The sequence below is a fragment of the Candidatus Methylomirabilota bacterium genome (assembly GCA_035315345.1).
Taxonomy (GTDB): Bacteria; Methylomirabilota; Methylomirabilia; order Rokubacteriales; family CSP1-6; genus CAMLFJ01.
Map to the genome: position 1 here is coordinate 1 of DATFYA010000003.1, position 16,169 is coordinate 16,169.

Sequence of the window (16,169 nt, forward strand, 5' to 3'; positions counted from 1 at the left end):
CCTGCTGGAAGGCGTGCCCGGGCTCGGCAAGACATTGCTGGTCAAGACGCTCGCCGAGAGCCTCGAGCTGTCGTTCTCGCGCATCCAGTTCACCCCGGACCTGATGCCGGGCGACATCATCGGCACCAACATCATCGTGGAGGACGCCCAGGCCCGGAAGCACTTCCAGTTCCAGCGAGGCCCCATCTTCGGTCACATCCTCCTCGCCGACGAGGTGAACCGGGCCACTCCGAAGACACAGTCGGCGTTGCTCGAAGGCATGCAGGAGGGCGCGGTCACGGTGTCGGGGGCGGCCCATCCGCTGCCGTCGCCGTTCTTCGTGCTCGCGACTCAGAACCCCATCGAGATGGAAGGCACCTATCCGCTGCCCGAGGCGCAGCTCGACCGCTTCCTCTTCAAGCTGCGCGTCCGCTACCCCGGGCTGGAGGAGCTGACCGAGATCATCGACCGCACCACCCACGTGCGTCAGGTCGAGGTGCGCCGGGTCCTGACCGGGGCCCAGGTGCTCGCGATGCGCGAGCTGGTCCGCGAGATCCCGATCGCCAGCCACGTGCGCGACCTCGCGTCGTTCATCGTTTTGGGCACGCATCCGCAGTGGGAGGGGGCGCCGGAAGCCACGCGGCGCTTCATCCGCTACGGGGCGAGTCCTCGCGGAGCCCAGGCCCTGGTGCTCGGCTCGAAAGTGCGCGCGATCTCGGAGGGCCGCTTCAATGTCAGCGTGGACGACCTCCGGGCCACCGCGCTGCCCGCCCTGCGTCACCGCCTCATCCTGAACTTCGAAGGCGAGGCGGAGGGCATCGACGTGGACGACCTGATCGGCCAGATCGTCGAGAACGCGGAGAGCAGGAGCGGATCCGGGAAAGAGGTCTTTCTCAGGTAGCGGGAGGAGCCACTCATGCCCGGTCCCACGGTGATCGAGCGGCTGGTCGCGGACGTCGGCCGGCAGATCCGGCTGCGGCGGGCCGAGTTCTACGGCCTTCGCGGGCTGTTCTGGGGCGCGGTGGCGGCGGTGGTGCCGCTCGTGGTGAAGGAGTCCTTCGGGGTCTGGAGCTACGTGGCGGCGGCCCTCCTGCTGATCGGTGGAGCGACCGCGGGCGCGCTGCGCGGCTTCCTCATGCGGCTGCCCCAGGCCGAGGCCGCGCGCTTGGCGGACCGCGGCTACGGGCTGGCGGAGCGGGTCAGCACCGCGCTCGAGTGGTCGAGCCGCCCCGACCGTACCCCGATCGTCGACGCCCTCGTCGCGGACGCGTCGACCCGCGTCGAGCAGCTGGGCGCCCGCCGCATCATCGTCCGCCGCGTGCCGCGCGAGGCCAGGCTGGTCCCGGTGCCCCTGGTGATCGGTCTGGCCCTCGCGGCCGCGCCGCCCATCCCGTTGCCCGAAGGGCGCCTGCCCAGCTTCTCGGTCTCGCGCGAGGACGACGAGGAGAAGGCGCCTCCCGACCGCAGCGGCGAGATGCAGGAGGCGGAGCGAAAGCAGGCGACGCGGCGCGATCCCGTCCAGCGCGCCGACGTTCAGGAGCGCAATCTCTCCCCGCGGCTCGGCGGGGGCGGTCAGAGCCAGCCGGGCGACCTCGCGGCGGTCTTCAAGGACACCTCGTTGGGCGGCCGCGCTCCCGACTTCAACTCGTTCCTCAAGAAGGGTGACGACCGGCTGCGCATGCTGGAGCAGCTGGACCGCATTCCCGACCTGCAGAGCGACTTCACCCAGAACCAGACCCGCATGGTCTTCCAGAAGGCGAAGGCGCTTCGAGGCGGGCTCGATCCCAACAAGAAGGTCTCGCCCGAGAAGCTGCGCGAGCTGCTGAGCGAGATGGAGCGGCTCGGCCGGAAGAACGGCGGGCAGGGCCAGGCGGGGAACTGGTCGGGCGACGTCTACGAGGGCATGGAGGCACTCGAGGGCGGCCAGAGCGACAAGGCGATGGAGGCGATGGAGCGGGCGCTGAACAAGATGCGCTCCATGGAGGAGCGCGGCCGCGACGGCAAGTCGCTGAAGGGCGGGCGCGAGAGCGAGCGGCGCGGTGGCCGGCGCGGCGACAAGGGCTCGGGTCAGCAGGCCGGCGGGCCCGGCGACGAGGGCGACTTCCCCGAGGGTGAGGGCCTGCTCCCGGGGCGGGGCAAGAGCACCTCGCCGAAGGGCGATGCCACGTCGCGGCTGAGCGGCAACCCCTTCGACGTGGGCGTCGAAGGCGAGGCGCGGCCGGGCCGCAAGCAGGGCATCGATACCAACATGCTCGGGCGCGGCGCCCAGATGCCGTCGCGCATGCAGTACATGGGTGTGCTCGGGCAGTACCGGAAGATGATGGAAGAATCCATCGCGCGGGAGCAGGTGCCGCGCGACTTCCAGGGGCAGGTCAAGGAGTACTTCCAGTCGCTGGACGAGAAGTAGCGCCGTGACCACGGTCCGCACCGGGCAGGAGCTGCTGTCCGCGGATTTCCTCGTCCAGCTCGAGCGCCTGAGCTTGCTCTCGCGCCGCTCCTTCCGCGGACGGGTGAAGGGGGAGCGGCGCAGTCCGCGCAAGGGCATCAGCGTGGAGTTCTCCGACTACCGTCAGTACGGCGTCGGCGACGACCTGCGCTACGTGGACTGGAACGTCTACGCCCGGCTCGACCGGCTCTATCTCAAGCTGTTCGTCGACGAGGAGGATCTCTGCCTCCATCTCCTCCTCGACGCCTCCGCGTCCATGGGCTTCGGCGAACCGTCCAAGCTCGAGCACGCGGCCAGGCTGGCCGCGGCGCTGGGCTTCGTGGGGCTGGTGAGTCTCGAGCGGGTCGGGGTCGGGGTGATGCGCGAGCGCATGGCCGAGGGCTTCAGCCCCGCGCGGGGCCGCAGCCAGGTGCTCCCCCTCATGGACTTCGTCGGACGGCTACGGGCGGGCGGGGCCACCTCGCTCAACGAGGGCCTCGCCGCGTATGCCCTGCGCTCGCGAGAGGCCGGGCTCGCGGTGCTGATCTCGGATCTGATGGACCCGACCGGATACGAGCGCGGGCTCAAGGCCCTGCTCGAGCGGCGCTTCGACGTGCACGTCGTCCACGTGCTGGCGCCCGAGGAGATGAACCCCGGCTTCGGCGGTGATCTGCGGCTGCTCGACGCCGAGACCGATGAGCTGCGGGACCTCACCCTCGACGGCGAGGCGCTGCGCGCCTACCAGGCCCGCCTGCGCGACTTCCTCGACCGGGCCGAGCAGTTCTGCCGCGGCAACGAGATCACCTACCACCGGGTGGTGACCGATACGCCGGTGGAGGAGTTCATGCTCCGACAGCTGAAGGGTCTGCTCCTCGGATGAACTTCCTGAGTCCGCTCGCGCTCTTGATGGCCACGCTGTCGGTCCCGCTGCTCCTGCTCTACTTCCTGAAGGTCCGCCGGCGGCAGATGCGGGTGTCGAGCCTGCTGCTCTGGGACCCGTCGCTCCGGGATCGGGAGGCCTCGACCTTCTTCCAGCGCCTGCAGCGCGACCCCCTCCTCATCCTGCAGATCCTCGCCCTCCTCGCCCTTTCGGTGGCCCTCGCCCGACCCGCGGTGAACGTCATGGGGCAGGGGGCGAAGCGGGTCGCCATCGTGATCGACAGCTCCGCGTCCATGAAGGCCACCGACGTGCCCGGCTCGCGCTTCATCCAGGCGCAGCGCGCCGCGCTCGGGCTGCTGGGGCAGCTCGGCGAGGGCGCCGAGGTCATGGTGATCGACGCGGGCGTGCAGCCGAGGGTGCTGGTGCCGTTCACCCGCGAGCACGATCGCGTGGCGTCGTCCATCCGCTCGATGGAAGCGCACGACCTGCCCAACCGCCTCGCCGAGGGGCTGCGCACCGCGCGGGCGCTGGTGGGGACCGATCCGCGGGCCGAGATCCACGTCTTCACCGACGGATCCCATCCCGCCGCGGCCCGCGCCCAGGGCAACGACGTGCGGGTGCGCTGGACGGGGACGGGCCGGCGCTCCCACAACGTGGGCATCACGAGCCTCGCGGTCCGGCGCAACTACTTCGGCACCTACAATTCGCAGGCCTTCTTCTCGGTCGGCAATTTCTCGAGCGAGCAGCAGAACCTGTCGTTGCGCCTGACCCTCGACGACGAGGTGCTGAGCGAGCGCACGCTCACCCTGGGGCCCCAGGTGCGGCGGGCCATCGTGGTGCCGTTCAGCGAGCAGCGCGGCGGGGTGTTGAAGCTGCGCCTCGATGTCTCGGACGATCTCGACGCGGACAACGTCGCCTACGCGGTGATCCCGCCGCCCCGCACCATCTCGGTCCTGCTCGTGAGCCCGGGGAACCTGTTCCTGGAGAAGGCGCTGCAGACCGATCCGCAGGTGAAGCTCGAGGTGCGCAAGCCGGACGCCTACCCGGGCGGGATGGAAGGCTTCGACGTGGTGGTGGTGGACAGCGTGAGCCCGCAGAAGCTCGGCAACGGCCGCTTCGTGCTCGTGAACACGGTGCCCTCGGACGTGCCGCTCGAGGTGCTCGGCCGGCTCGATTCGCCGACCATCATGGACTGGGACCGTACGCATCCGATCATGCGGCAGGTCGACCTCGCCAAGGTGACCATGGAAGACGCCATGCGCGTCCGGCCCCTCGCCGCGGGCAAGACCCTGGTGGAGGCGGTCGGCGGCCCGCTGGTCTACGCGCTCGAGGAGCGCGACCGCAAAGCGCTCTTCTTCGGATTCGATCTCTTCCGCAGCGACTTCCCGCTGCGGGTCGCCTTCCCGCTGATGCTCTCCAAGGGTCTGCGCTGGCTGCATCCGGCCGGACTCGATCAGAGCAGCCTGCAGCTGCAGGCCGGACAGCCGATCCTCATCCCGGTCGAGCACGGGGTGACCACCGCCACGGTGCGGACGCCCTCCGGCCGGAGCGTGCGGGCCCAGGTCAACCGGGGGATGGCCAGCTTCACGGAGACCGACGAGGTCGGCGTCTACGCGGTCGTCACCGGGCGCGGCGAGACGCGGGTGGCCGTGAACCTCATGAACGCCGACGAGTCCGACCTCACCCCGCAGCCGCTGCCCACCTTCGTCGAGGGCGCGCGGCCGGAATCCCCGCCGGTCCTGATCCAGCGGGAGCTGTGGCCGTTCTTCGTGGGCCTGGCCCTCCTGTTGTTCGCGGTCGAGGGCTTCCTCTACTGGCGGCGTCAGACCGGCGGCCGGCTCGGCCTGCCGCGCGGTCTGGGCGATCGCTGGGCGCTCGGCCTGCGGTGCCTGCTGGTCGCGGTGCTGCTGCTGGCCCTCACGCGGCCGACCGTGCCCCGCTGGGCGGACCGGCTGAACGTCACGTTCCTCCTGGACGCGTCGGACAGCGTGAGCCTCGCCGCGCGGGAGAGCGCGTATCGCTTCGCCTCCCAGGCGGCCGGCGCGATGCAGCCGGGTGATCAGGCCGCGCTCGTGGTGTTCGGCGAGGAAGCGGTGGTGGACCAGCCGCTGCGGCCCACCGCGAAGATCGAGCGCCCGCAGGCGCAGGTGCCGGGACGCGGGACCAATCTCGCCCAGGCTCTGCAGCTGGGGCTCGCCACCGCGCCGGCCGGCCAGGCCAACCGCTTCGTGCTGCTCACCGACGGACGCCAGAACCAGGGCAATGCGCTCGCGGTGGCGCAAGCCGCGAAGGACGCGGGGGCCGACATCTATTACGTGCCGGCGCCGCTGACCTTCACCCAGGAAGTGGTGGTCGAATCCATGGTGCTGCCCCAGGAGGTGAAGTTCGGCGAGCCGTTCCAGGCCAAGGTGGTGGCCTGGAGCCAGGCCGAGACGCAGGGGCGGCTCTCGCTATACCGTAACGGGGAGTTCCTCGGCTCGCAGGTCGTCCGGCTGTCGCCGGGCAAGAACGTCTACACCTATCGCCAGTCGCTCGAGCAGAGCGGCATCCACGTGTACCAGGCCGCCCTCGACGTCGACGGCGACACCATCGAGGAGAACAACCGCGCGATCGGCACCCTGGTCGTGCGCGGCCGCCCCCAGGTGCTGCTGGCCGAGAAGGATCGCACGCAGGCCCAGGCCCTCTCGGCGGCGCTGCGCTCGCAGCACGTCGACGTCACGGTGGTCGAGGCCGACAAGATCCCGAAGGACATGGCCGGGCTGCAGAAGTATGACGGGCTCATCCTGTCCAACGTCTCCTCGCTCAAGATGACCAAGAAGCAGATGGAGAATATCCGCGACTACGTCCGCGAGCAGGGCGGCGGGCTCATCATGCTAGGCGGCGAGGAGAGCTTCGGCCTCGGCGGCTACTATCGCACCCCGATCGAGGAAGCGCTGCCGGTCACCATGGAGGTGAAGCAGAAGATCGAGATCCCGAGCCTCGCGGTGGTGCTCTCCATCGACCGCTCGGGCTCCATGGCCATGACCACCGACGAGAAGGTGACCAAGCTCGACATCGCCAAGGAGGCCGCGCATCTGGTGGTGGACCTGCTGGACGAGCGCAACGAGGTCGGGGTCATGAGCTGGGACACCGAGTTCATCTGGGACTCGCCGCTCCGACCCGCGCGCGACAAGCAGACCATCCACCACGCCATCGCCACCATCAAGGCGGGTGGCGGAACGGACGGGTATCCCGCGCTCAAGGAGTCGTACCAGGTCCTGTTCGACCGGCCCGCGCTCCTCAAGCACGTCATCTTCCTCTCGGACGGCCAGATGACGCGCGGCGACTTCGCGGGCCTGTTGCGCCGCATGGCCAAGGACAAGATCACGGTCTCCACGGTGGCCATCGGGAAGGACGCCGACGTGCCGTTGATGGTGGACGTGGCCAAGTGGGGCCGCGGCCGCTTCTACTACACCGAGGACGATTCCACCATCCCGCGTATCTTCACGCTGGAGACCCAGCTGGCCTCCAAGGCCTCGCTGGTGGAGCAGCCATTCAAGCCCACGGTGGCGAGCCCGGCCCACGAGGCCATTCAGGAGATCAACTGGAAGGAAGCGCCGCCGCTCGGCGGCTACGTGGCCACCAGCATGAAGGCGAACGCGGACCTGGTGTTGATGACCCACCAGGAAGACCCGCTGCTCGCCACCTGGCGCTACGGCCTCGGCCGCTCGGTGGCGTTCACCTCCGACGCCAAGGCCAAGTGGGGCGTGCTCTGGGTCCGCTGGAGCGGCTTCAACAAGTTCTGGTCGCAGGTGACGCGGTGGGCGTTGCGGACGGGGACCCGCAGCGATACGGTGGCCACCGTCTCGCGAACGGACAACGACGGCGAGGTGCTCGTGGACGCCATCGATCCCAAGGGCGAGTTCATCAACTTCCTCGACTCGCAGGTCGGGGTGGTGTCGCCCGACAAAACGCGGACCGTGATCGACCTCGAGCAGATCGGCCCCGGCCGCTATCGCGGCCGATTCCCGGCGGGACAGGAAGGCGTGTATCTGGTGGGCATGGCGCAGCGGCGCGCCGACCAGATGGTGGGATCCCAGCTCGCGGGACTGGTCGTCCCCTATGGTCGCGAGTTCCGCGACCTGGGCGTCGACGAGACGTTCTTGCGCGAGCTGACCGAGCTGACCGGGGGCGGGATGCTCGCGGATCCGAAGGACGCGTTCCTCCAGAATCGGCACAAGTCACGCCTCAGCCTCGACATCTGGCCGTGGCTGGTGGGGGCGGTGGCCGTGCTGCTGATCCCGGAGATCGCGTTGCGGCGCATCGGACCGGTCGGGCTCGGCCGGCTGTGGGCGCGGGTGGGACGCGGCAAAGGAGGAGCAGGGCATGAGAACGCTGACCGGAGCTAGAAAGGTCGTCGTCACCGCACTGCTGCTCACGCTCGCGGGGGCGGCGAGCCTGGAGGCGGCGCCGAAGCCGCGCAACGTCCTGATCGTGCCGTTCGCGGGCACCGACCTCACCCGCGACGAGCAGTGGATCGGCGAGGGGGTCGCCCAGTCGCTCATGCTCTCTCTCGTCAACGTGCCGGGACTGGTGCAGATCGATCGCGATCGCCTCCGTCAGCTGCCTCAGCCCGAAGCGTGGGACGAGGCGACCACGCTCGCCGCGGCCCGGAAGCTCGCCGCGGACGTCGCGCTGTACGGCGAGGTGAAGCGCACCGGCGCGGATCTCATCGTGCAGCCGCGGTTCCTCGAGCTGCGCGGGGACAAGGTCGACAAGGGGAGCCTCGACACCTTCACGGTCGCGGAAGGCCAGCTGCTCGATCGCCTGCGTCCGCTGCCCGCCGCCTATCTCAAGGCGCTCAACGCGCCCGCGACCGACGCGGAGCAAGCTCGCGCCCAGAAGTGGGCGGCGCCCACCGCGCAGCTCAAGGCCTACGAGCTGTACGTGCGCGGTCGGCAGGCCGGATATCGCGGGACGCAGGACGGCAACGAAGCGGCGGTGGAATTCCTGAGCCGCGCGATCGAGGCCGATCCGCAGTTCGTGGCCGCGCAGTACGCCCTCGGCGTGGTCCACCAGAACCTGGGCAACCGGTGGAAGGCGGCCGCGCAGTTCCGGGCGTCGGCTCAGCTCGATCCCACCTATCCCGAGCCATACAAGGCGCTCGGCGACTTGTACCTGACCGCGCCGCGCCGCCTCTTCGAGGAGGCCATCAAGGCTTACACGAAAGCCATCGAGCTGCGTCCGTTCTTCGCCGAGGCTCACGTGGGGCTCGGCGACGCGCTGGCCGCCAAGGGTGATATCGATCCCGCGGTGACCGCGTACCGCAAGGGGCTCGACTACAACCCGATGAACGCGAAGGTGCACGTGAGCCTCGGGAAGATCTACTACTCCGAGAAGGGCCTCTACTACGAGTCGGTGACCGCCTACAAGAAGGCGATCGAGCTCGATCCCGCGTACCTCGAGGCGCGGACGGGCCTGGCCGAGGTCTACGAGGACAAGGGGCTCTACAAAGAGGCCATCGAGGAGTATCGCAAGGTCGTCGACGCGGACGCCAAGAACACGGGAGCGCTCTACAACCTGGCGCTGGTGTACGAGAAGGTGGATCCGAAGGAATCGATCTCGCTGTGGGAGCGGTACATTGCACTGGCCAGCAGCCTGCCGTCCGAGAAGGATTGGGTCGACGTCGCCAAGCTCCACTTGAAGAAGCTCAAGCACCAGCAACCCAACTAGCCAGTCCGGCTTCCGCGGGGATCGCCTCGATCCCGGCGGCCCGGCCGGTGGGCCAAAGTCGAGCGATCCCGCCGGATTCGGTCACGTCACTTGACCGAGTGCGTCAGGCAGTGCCGGCCAGTCGACCGATAATTCAACAACATGGCATCTCCGATATTCTGGCCTCGGTCTTGCTCGCATACCAGGCATGCGCCGGTCCAATCAGGGACTCGGAGGCGGCATTCCACGCGAGCGCGGGTTCACGCTCGTCGAGCTGATGGTCGTGGTCGCCGTGATCGGCGTGCTCGCCACCCTGGCGATCCCCCTGTACACCAACATCCAGGCTCGCGGCCGGCTGGCGAAGGCCCAGGCCGATTCCCGCACGCTGGCCTCGGCGATCAGCGTCTACGGCACTCACATGGGTCGCATCCCGACCGCGCTCACCCAGCTCACCGTCGTCGCGACCAACGCTCAGGGCCTTCGCGCCGGTCCCTTCGTCGCGAGCGTGCCGCTGGCGCCGGGCGGATGGATCGCCTACACGTACACCCCGAACACGACGGCCGGGACGTTCACGATCACCACCAGCGGAGACGGCACCACCGTCAACATTCCGTAGCGCTCGTGTCGCGACGACGCGCGCGGTTGCCGCACGAGCGGGGCTTTCCTTGACTAACCCGAGCGCATTTTCTATCGTGAGCCAATCATGAGCGATCTGCGCAAGGATCCGACCCGCGGCCGCTGGGTGCTCGTGCGGCCCGGCCTCAAGCGGCCCGCGTCGTCGGTGTGCCCGTTCTGTCCGGGCAACGAGTCCCTCACGCCGCCGGAGATCTTCGCGTATCGCAAGGAAGGCGCCCGTCCGAATGGACCGGGCTGGACGGTGCGCGTGATCCCGGAGGCGGATCCCTACTTCCGCATCGAGCAGGAGCTGGTGCGCGAGGGGGTGGGCCTGTACGATCGCATCTCCCCGCGCGGCGCTACCGAGCTGATCGTGGAAAGCCCGAGCCACGACGATACCGCGGCCACCCTCGGCGACGGGCAGTGGGAGCAGGTGCTCTGGATGTACGGCGAGCGGATCCGTGACCTCAAGCAGGATCCGAACATCCGTGACATCCTGGTGACCCGACGGCACCGCGCGCCCGGCTCGCAGATCACGCATCCCTATTCACGGCTCACCGCGATCCCGATCATCTTCGACGAGGTTCGCCGCAAGCTGCGGGAGTGCCGCGAGCACTACGAGTACAAGCGGCGCTGCGTGTACTGCGACATGATCCGCCAGGAGATCGCCGCGGGGGATCGCGTGGTCCGATTCACCGACCACTTCCTCGCGCTGTCGCCCTACGCGGCGCGATCGCCGTTCGAGACGTGGATCCTGCCCCGGCAGCACAGCTGCGTGTACGAAGGGTCGCTGACCGGCGAGGTGGTTTCCGATCTGGGCACCATCCTGGGCGGCCTCTTCCGGACCTTGGCCGGTAAGCTGGGCGATCCCGCCTTCGAGATGACCCTGTACACCGCGCCAAACCTGGCGGCCAAGATCCTGCCGGGCGAGTGGGCGACCATCGCCGACGACTATCACTGGCACATCGAGGTCTGTACCACCCCCGACCGCTCGAATGGCGTCGGCGGGATCCACGTCAATGACACTCCCCCCGAGGACGCCGCCAAGGAGCTCCGGGAGTCCTGGATGTAGGGTCGGGCCGGCTGCTCCGGTCAGACCGCGCTAAGGCCAGACGAGAGCAAGCCGATTTCACCCCTTTCGCCTTGACAACGGCCCGACCCGCTGGCAAACTCCGACCATAGGAGTCGGAGATCCGGGGAGTCGGAGATACGAGACTCGGATCTCGAGAGCCGGACATTACGGCAGCGGAGACGGACCACGAGTCGGCCTGAGTACAGGGGATCGATGTGCTGAGATTCACGAAGCGGGCGGACTACGGACTGATGGCGATCCACTTCATCGCTTCCCACGGCGACGATGGCGCGGTGAGCGCGAAGCGAATCGCCGAGGAGTTCCACATTCCGCCCGAGCGGCTGGCCAAGATCCTTCAGCGGCTGGCGAAGAAGAAGCTGATCGCCGGCCACAACGGGCCGAAGGGCGGCTACGTGCTGACCCGGCCGGCGTCCCACATCACCGTCGGTCAGGTGGTGCGGGCTCTCGAGGGCCCGCTGAGCGTGGTCAGCTGCATGACGCCTCACGACGACTGCCCGCAGTTCGCGCGCTGCAACTTGCGGGGGCCGGTGCAGAAGATCCAGGCCGGGATCACCCACGTGCTCGATAGCATGACGCTCGCCGAGCTGGCCGTGGAGCCCACAGCTCCAGTGACACCGCTGGTGAGCATTCACTAGGAGAGAGAAAGGGCGATGGCGTTGAAGCTTCCCATCTTCATGGACAGCCAGTCCACGACCCCGGTAGACCCGCGCGTGCTCGAGGCGATGATCCCGTACTTCACGGAGAAGTTCGGCCATCCGGCGAGCCGCAACCATCCCTTCGGCTGGGAGGCGGAGGGGGGCGTGGACCAGGCCCGCGAGCAGATCGCCCGGCTGATCGGCGCCCGCGATCCGAAGGAAGTGGTGTTCACCTCGGGGGGTACCGAGGCGATCAACCTGGCGCTGAAGGGTGTGGCCGAGATGTACCGGGAGAAGGGCAATCACATCGTCACCACCACGATCGAGCAGCGGGCCACCCTCGACGTGTGCAAGCGGCTGGAGCGGCAGGGCTTCGACGTGACCTACGTGCCGGTCGGCCGCGACGGCCTGGTGGACGTCGAGACGGTGCGCGCGGCCCTGACTCCGAAGACCGTCCTCGTCTCGGTGATGTTCGCCAACAATGAGATCGGGACGATCCAGCCGATCGCCGAGCTGGGCAAGCTGGCCAAGGAGAAGGGGATCCTGTTCCATACCGACGCCACTCAGGCGGTCGGCAAGATCCCGGTGGACGTCGAGGCCATGGGTGTCGACCTGCTCTCGGCCACCGCCCACATGCTCTACGGCCCCAAGGGTGTTGGCGCGCTGTACGTGCGGCGGAAGAACCCGCGCGTGCGCCTAGCCCCCATGGTGGACGGCGGCGGTCACGAGCGCGGCATGCGATCGGGCACGGTGCCGGTCCCCCTGGCGGTCGGCTTCGGCAAGGCGGCCGAGATCGCCCGCGAGGAGATGGCGGAGGAGTCGACGCGGCTGGCCGCCCTCCGGGACCGGCTGCAGGAGCAGATCGTCTCGAAGGTGGACGAAGCCTACGTCAACGGCCACCCGACGCTGCGGCTGCCCCACAACCTGAACATCTCGTTCGCCTACGTCGAGGGCGAGTCCGTGCTCATGGGGCTCAACCGCGAAGCCGCGCTGGCCTCGGGCTCGGCCTGCACCTCGGCGACGCTCGAGCCCTCCTACGTCATCTCCGCCCTCGGGGTGGACTCGGAGCTGGCCCACTCGTCCATCCGCTTCGGGCTGCACCGGTTCACCACCGAGGAGGAGGTGGACTTCGTGGCGCGCAAGACGGTCGAGGTCATCCAGCGGCTGCGGGAGATGTCGCCGCTGTACGAGCTGGCGAAGGAAGGCGTGGACCTGAAGTCGATCCACTGGAAAGCGGAATAGCGGGCGCGAGCCCTCAGGCAATCACTCAGGAGGATGTGCGGACATGGCCTACAGCGATAAGGTAGTCGACCACTACAACAACCCGCGCAACGTGGGGTCCTTCACCAAGGACACCCCCGGGGTCGGGACGGGCCTGGTGGGCGCGCCGGAATGCGGCGACGTCATGAAGCTGCAGATCAAGGTCAATGTCGACACCGGCGTCATCGAAGACGCCAAGTTCAAGACCTTCGGCTGCGGCAGCGCCATCGCCTCCTCCAGCCTGGCCACCGAATGGCTGAAGGGCCGGACGGTGGACGAGGCGGCCAAGATCAAGAACACGGACATCGTGAGCGAACTGAAGCTGCCGCCCGTGAAGATCCACTGCTCCGTGCTGGCCGAGGACGCGATCAAGGCCGCGCTCCAGGACTACCGCGAGAAGTGGAACAAGAGCGAAGCCCCGTCCGGGCGGGACGCGTCCTAAGAGGAGGGGACCGACGCCATGGCGCTCGCGATGACCGACAACGCGGTGAAACAGGTGAAGGGCCTCATCGAGGCCCAGAAGCTGGAGAACGTGTATCTCCGCATGGGGGTCAAGGGCGGAGGCTGCTCGGGCTTGTCTTATTCGCTGGAGCTCGACAACGAGATCGGGCCTCACGACAAGACGTTCGAGATCGACGGGGTCCAGGTCGTGTGTGACAAGAAGAGCTACCTGTACCTCAACGGCACCACCCTCGACTACGTGATGCAGGGGCTGACGGGCGGCTTCACGTTCGTCAATCCCAACGCGAAATCGAGCTGTGGGTGCGGCACGTCGTTCTCGGCCTAGGGCCCGGATCGCGGCGGACGACAACGGGCCCGGACGGGCCCGTTCTTCTTTTCAGGAGCGATCGGTGAGCGACTACTTCACGGTATTCGGGCTGCCCCGCAAGCTGACGGTGGACGGAGCGGCGCTGCAGCGGCGCTTCTACGAGCTGTCGCGCGAGCACCACCCCGACTTCCACCAGGGGGCGGCGCCCGAGCAACAGGCGGAGACGCTCGCGCGCTCGGCCCTGGTCAACCGCGCCTATCGGGCCCTGCGGGACCCGCTGCCGCGAGTCGAGTACCTGATCGCGCTGGAGGAGGGGCGGGAGGTTCGCGAGGGCGCGACCGACAAGCCGCGGGCGCCGCGGGAGCTGCTCCAGGAGATGCTGGAAGTCCAGGAGGCGCTCGAGGAAGCCAAGGCCGAGGGCATGAGCCCCGCGGCGGGAGAGCGCCTCCGCGAGGAGCGCGCGCGACTCGAGGCGCGCCATGCGGCCGAAGCCGACGCCATCGTCGGCCGCGCGGGGGAGTGGGACCGGCTGGTCGAAGGGGGCGGCGACCGCGAGGCGCTGCTCGAGTGGTTCAAGCAGCGTCTCGCGACTCGGGCGTACCTGCGCACCGTGATCGACGACCTGACCGAGGCGCTGGGAGAGCGCGAAGAGAGCGATGTCTCGCATCGTCGGCATTGACCTGGGCACGACCAACAGCCTCGTCGCCCACGTGGAGGGCGGCATCCCGCGGGTGATCCCGGACGCGGAGGGCCGCGCGTTGCTGCCCTCCGTCGTGGCCTGGACGCCCAACGGCGTGGTGGTCGGCGAGGCGGCGCGCCGTCAGCTCGCCCGCAACGCCGCGCGCACCGTGTATTCGGTGAAGCGGCTCATGGGTCGCGGCTACGACGACGTGAAGGACGATCTGTCCCGGCTGCCGTTCCCGGTGACGCCGCACGCGGAAGTGGTGACGATTCGCATCGGCGACCGCGAGGTGACCCCGCCCGAGGTCTCCGCCCACGTGCTGCGCGCCCTCAAGCAGCGCGCCGAGGCCCACTTCGGCGAGCCGGTGGAGCAGGCGGTGATCACGGTGCCCGCCTACTTCAACGACGCCCAACGGCAGGCCACCAAGGACGCCGGCCGCATCGCCGGCCTCGACGTCCTGCGGATCGTCAACGAGCCCACCGCCGCCTCGCTCGCCTACGGGCTGCAGCGGATGGCGGAAGGCCAGATCGCGGTGTACGACCTGGGCGGCGGCACGTTCGACATCTCGATCCTGCGGGTGAAGGACGGCGTCTTCGAGGTGCTGGCCACCAACGGCGACACGCACCTGGGCGGCGACGACTTCGATCGGGCGATCGTGGACTGGATCCTGGCCGACATCCAGGCCGGTCACGGAGCCGACCTGAGCGGCGACGCGGAGGCGCTCCAGGAGATCCGTCTCGGGGCGGAGGCGGCCAAGTGTCGGCTGTCGTTCGAGGAGCGCACCGTGCTCACGATCCCCTTCGAGCGGTTCACGTACCGGCGAGACATCGCCCGAGCCGAGATCGAGGCCCTGGTCGAGCCGCTGGTGGCGGCCACTCTCGGTCCGTGCCGGCAGGCCCTGACCGACGCCGGGCTCGATCCGGCTCGGATCGAGCAGGTGGTGCTGGTCGGCGGCGCCACGCGGATGCCGCTGGTCCGGCGACGGGTCGAGGAGCTGTTCGGCCGGACTCCGCACAGCCGCCTGAACCCGGACGAGGTGGTCGCGTTGGGCGCGGCGGTGCAGGCGCAGATCCTGGCCGGCGGAATCACCGACTTGCTGCTGCTGGACGTGACCCCGCTCTCTCTCGGCATCGAGACCTTGGGCGGCATCGTGAGCGTGCTGATCCCGCGCAACACCACCATCCCGACCCTGGCCAAGGAGTACTTCACGACGTCGGTGGACGGGCAGACCACGATCGACATGCACGTGCTCCAGGGTGAGCGCGAGCTGGCCAAGGACAATCGGTCGCTGGCCCGCTTCGACCTGGCCGGGGTGGACCCGATGCCGGCCGGGATGCCCAAGATCGAGGTCACGTTCCTGATCGACGCCAACGGCATCCTGCAGGTGCAGGCCCGCGAGCTGCGGACCGGCAAGGCGGCCAGCGTCCAGGTCACGCCCACCTACGGACTCACCGAGGCCCAGGTGGAGCAGATGGTGGAGGACTCGTTCACCCACGCGGAGGCCGACGTGGAGGCGCGACTCCTCATCGAGACGCGCACCGAGGCCGACACCGTGATCAACCACGTGGAGCGCGCGCTTCGCCAGGCCGGCGCCATCGCCACCGCGGAGGAGCGGGCCATCATCGAGGGCGCGCTGGCCGCGCTGCAGGCCGTGCGGTCCGGGGCCGATCGCGACCGGATCCGCGATCTCACCATCGCGCTCAACGAAGCCACCGCGCCGCTCGCGGACCGGATGATGGAAGCGGCCATCAAGGACGCGGTCACGTCCCGGCGCGCGGACCGACTGCTGGAAAATTCGGAGAGCTCCTGATGGCGGTGCACAAGGTCACGTTCCTGCCCCTGAACAAGACGGTCGAGGTCGACGACAGCCAGTATCCGCTCGCCGACCACGGGCGGCCGGGATCGCTGCTCGACATCGCCCTCGCCAACGATATCCATCTCGAGCACAATTGCGGCGGCAGCTGCGCGTGCACCACCTGTCACGTGGTGGTTCGGGAAGGCGAGCAGAACCTGTCGTCCATGGAGCCGGACGAGGAGGACCGCCTCGATACCGCGGAGGGGCTCACCCTGCACTCGCGGCTGGGCTGTCAGGCGGTGGTCCGTGGCGACGTGGTGGTGGAGATACCCAAGTAAAGGGGCC

The 16,169-nt window shown here is 68.8% G+C and carries 14 protein-coding genes; all 14 read left to right on the forward strand.

The window, feature by feature from the left end:
• Window positions 1–880 (forward strand): AAA family ATPase (locus tag VKN16_00105; protein ID HME92598.1); only part of this gene is annotated, 880 nt, incomplete at its 5' end.
• 15 nt (window positions 881–895) lie between these two features.
• Window positions 896–2,386, forward strand: a complete 1,491-nt coding sequence (locus tag VKN16_00110) for a hypothetical protein (GenBank protein ID HME92599.1) — start codon at window positions 896–898, stop codon at window positions 2,384–2,386.
• A gap of 4 nt (window positions 2,387–2,390) precedes the next feature.
• Window positions 2,391–3,284: a DUF58 domain-containing protein gene (locus tag VKN16_00115; protein HME92600.1), complete on the forward strand. Its 894-nt coding sequence runs from the start codon at window positions 2,391–2,393 to the stop codon at window positions 3,282–3,284.
• Entirely contained in the window at window positions 3,281–7,672 is a 4,392-nt protein-coding gene (locus VKN16_00120; GenBank protein ID HME92601.1) for a VWA domain-containing protein, read from the forward strand. The genes VKN16_00115 and VKN16_00120 overlap by 4 nt, the downstream gene beginning before the upstream one ends.
• Window positions 7,650–8,996, forward strand: coding sequence for a tetratricopeptide repeat protein (locus VKN16_00125; GenBank protein HME92602.1), 1,347 nt, complete (start codon window positions 7,650–7,652; stop codon window positions 8,994–8,996). Before VKN16_00120 ends, VKN16_00125 begins: the two co-directional genes overlap by 23 nt.
• Window positions 8,997–9,183: 187 nt before the next feature.
• Complete coding sequence (locus VKN16_00130) at window positions 9,184–9,591, forward strand: prepilin-type N-terminal cleavage/methylation domain-containing protein (protein ID HME92603.1); 408 nt, start codon at window positions 9,184–9,186, stop codon at window positions 9,589–9,591.
• A gap of 87 nt (window positions 9,592–9,678) precedes the next feature.
• Window positions 9,679–10,662, forward strand: a complete 984-nt coding sequence (locus VKN16_00135; GenBank protein ID HME92604.1) for a galactose-1-phosphate uridylyltransferase — start codon at window positions 9,679–9,681, stop codon at window positions 10,660–10,662.
• A gap of 215 nt (window positions 10,663–10,877) precedes the next feature.
• Window positions 10,878–11,318: an Rrf2 family transcriptional regulator gene (locus VKN16_00140; GenBank protein ID HME92605.1), complete on the forward strand. Its 441-nt coding sequence runs from the start codon at window positions 10,878–10,880 to the stop codon at window positions 11,316–11,318.
• A gap of 15 nt (window positions 11,319–11,333) precedes the next feature.
• On the forward strand, window positions 11,334–12,560 hold the full coding sequence (locus tag VKN16_00145; protein ID HME92606.1) for an IscS subfamily cysteine desulfurase: 1,227 nt from the start codon (window positions 11,334–11,336) through the stop codon (window positions 12,558–12,560).
• Between the two features lie 43 nt (window positions 12,561–12,603).
• Entirely contained in the window at window positions 12,604–13,020 is a 417-nt protein-coding gene (gene iscU / locus VKN16_00150; protein HME92607.1) for a Fe-S cluster assembly scaffold IscU, read from the forward strand.
• 18 nt (window positions 13,021–13,038) lie between these two features.
• Window positions 13,039–13,365 carry an iron-sulfur cluster assembly accessory protein gene (locus VKN16_00155; protein ID HME92608.1) on the forward strand — a complete coding sequence of 109 codons (327 nt, stop codon included), beginning with the start codon at window positions 13,039–13,041 and terminating at the stop codon, window positions 13,363–13,365.
• A gap of 64 nt (window positions 13,366–13,429) precedes the next feature.
• Window positions 13,430–14,026 carry a Fe-S protein assembly co-chaperone HscB gene (gene hscB, locus VKN16_00160; GenBank protein HME92609.1) on the forward strand — a complete coding sequence of 199 codons (597 nt, stop codon included), beginning with the start codon at window positions 13,430–13,432 and terminating at the stop codon, window positions 14,024–14,026.
• Complete coding sequence (dnaK, locus tag VKN16_00165; GenBank protein ID HME92610.1) at window positions 14,004–15,839, forward strand: molecular chaperone DnaK; 1,836 nt, start codon at window positions 14,004–14,006, stop codon at window positions 15,837–15,839. The genes hscB and dnaK overlap by 23 nt, the downstream gene beginning before the upstream one ends.
• Window positions 15,839–16,162, forward strand: coding sequence for a 2Fe-2S iron-sulfur cluster-binding protein (locus VKN16_00170; GenBank protein ID HME92611.1), 324 nt, complete (start codon window positions 15,839–15,841; stop codon window positions 16,160–16,162). The genes dnaK and VKN16_00170 overlap by 1 nt, the downstream gene beginning before the upstream one ends.
• Window positions 16,163–16,169 lie beyond the last annotated feature (7 nt).

Bases quoted from the DNA above. Each gene is read 5' to 3' on its own strand.
- VKN16_00110 (HME92599.1), top strand. From the start codon at position 896: ATGCCCGGTCCCACGGTGATCGAGCGGCTGGTCGCGGACGTCGGCCGG.
- VKN16_00120 (HME92601.1), top strand. From the start codon at position 3,281: ATGAACTTCCTGAGTCCGCTCGCGCTCTTGATGGCCACGCTGTCGGTC.
- VKN16_00125 (HME92602.1), top strand. From the start codon at position 7,650: ATGAGAACGCTGACCGGAGCTAGAAAGGTCGTCGTCACCGCACTGCTG.
- VKN16_00130 (HME92603.1), top strand. From the start codon at position 9,184: ATGCGCCGGTCCAATCAGGGACTCGGAGGCGGCATTCCACGCGAGCGC.
- VKN16_00135 (HME92604.1), top strand. From the start codon at position 9,679: ATGAGCGATCTGCGCAAGGATCCGACCCGCGGCCGCTGGGTGCTCGTG.
- VKN16_00145 (HME92606.1), top strand. From the start codon at position 11,334: ATGGCGTTGAAGCTTCCCATCTTCATGGACAGCCAGTCCACGACCCCG.
- iscU (HME92607.1), top strand. From the start codon at position 12,604: ATGGCCTACAGCGATAAGGTAGTCGACCACTACAACAACCCGCGCAAC.
- VKN16_00155 (HME92608.1), top strand. From the start codon at position 13,039: ATGGCGCTCGCGATGACCGACAACGCGGTGAAACAGGTGAAGGGCCTC.
- dnaK (HME92610.1), top strand. From the start codon at position 14,004: ATGTCTCGCATCGTCGGCATTGACCTGGGCACGACCAACAGCCTCGTC.
- VKN16_00170 (HME92611.1), top strand. From the start codon at position 15,839: ATGGCGGTGCACAAGGTCACGTTCCTGCCCCTGAACAAGACGGTCGAG.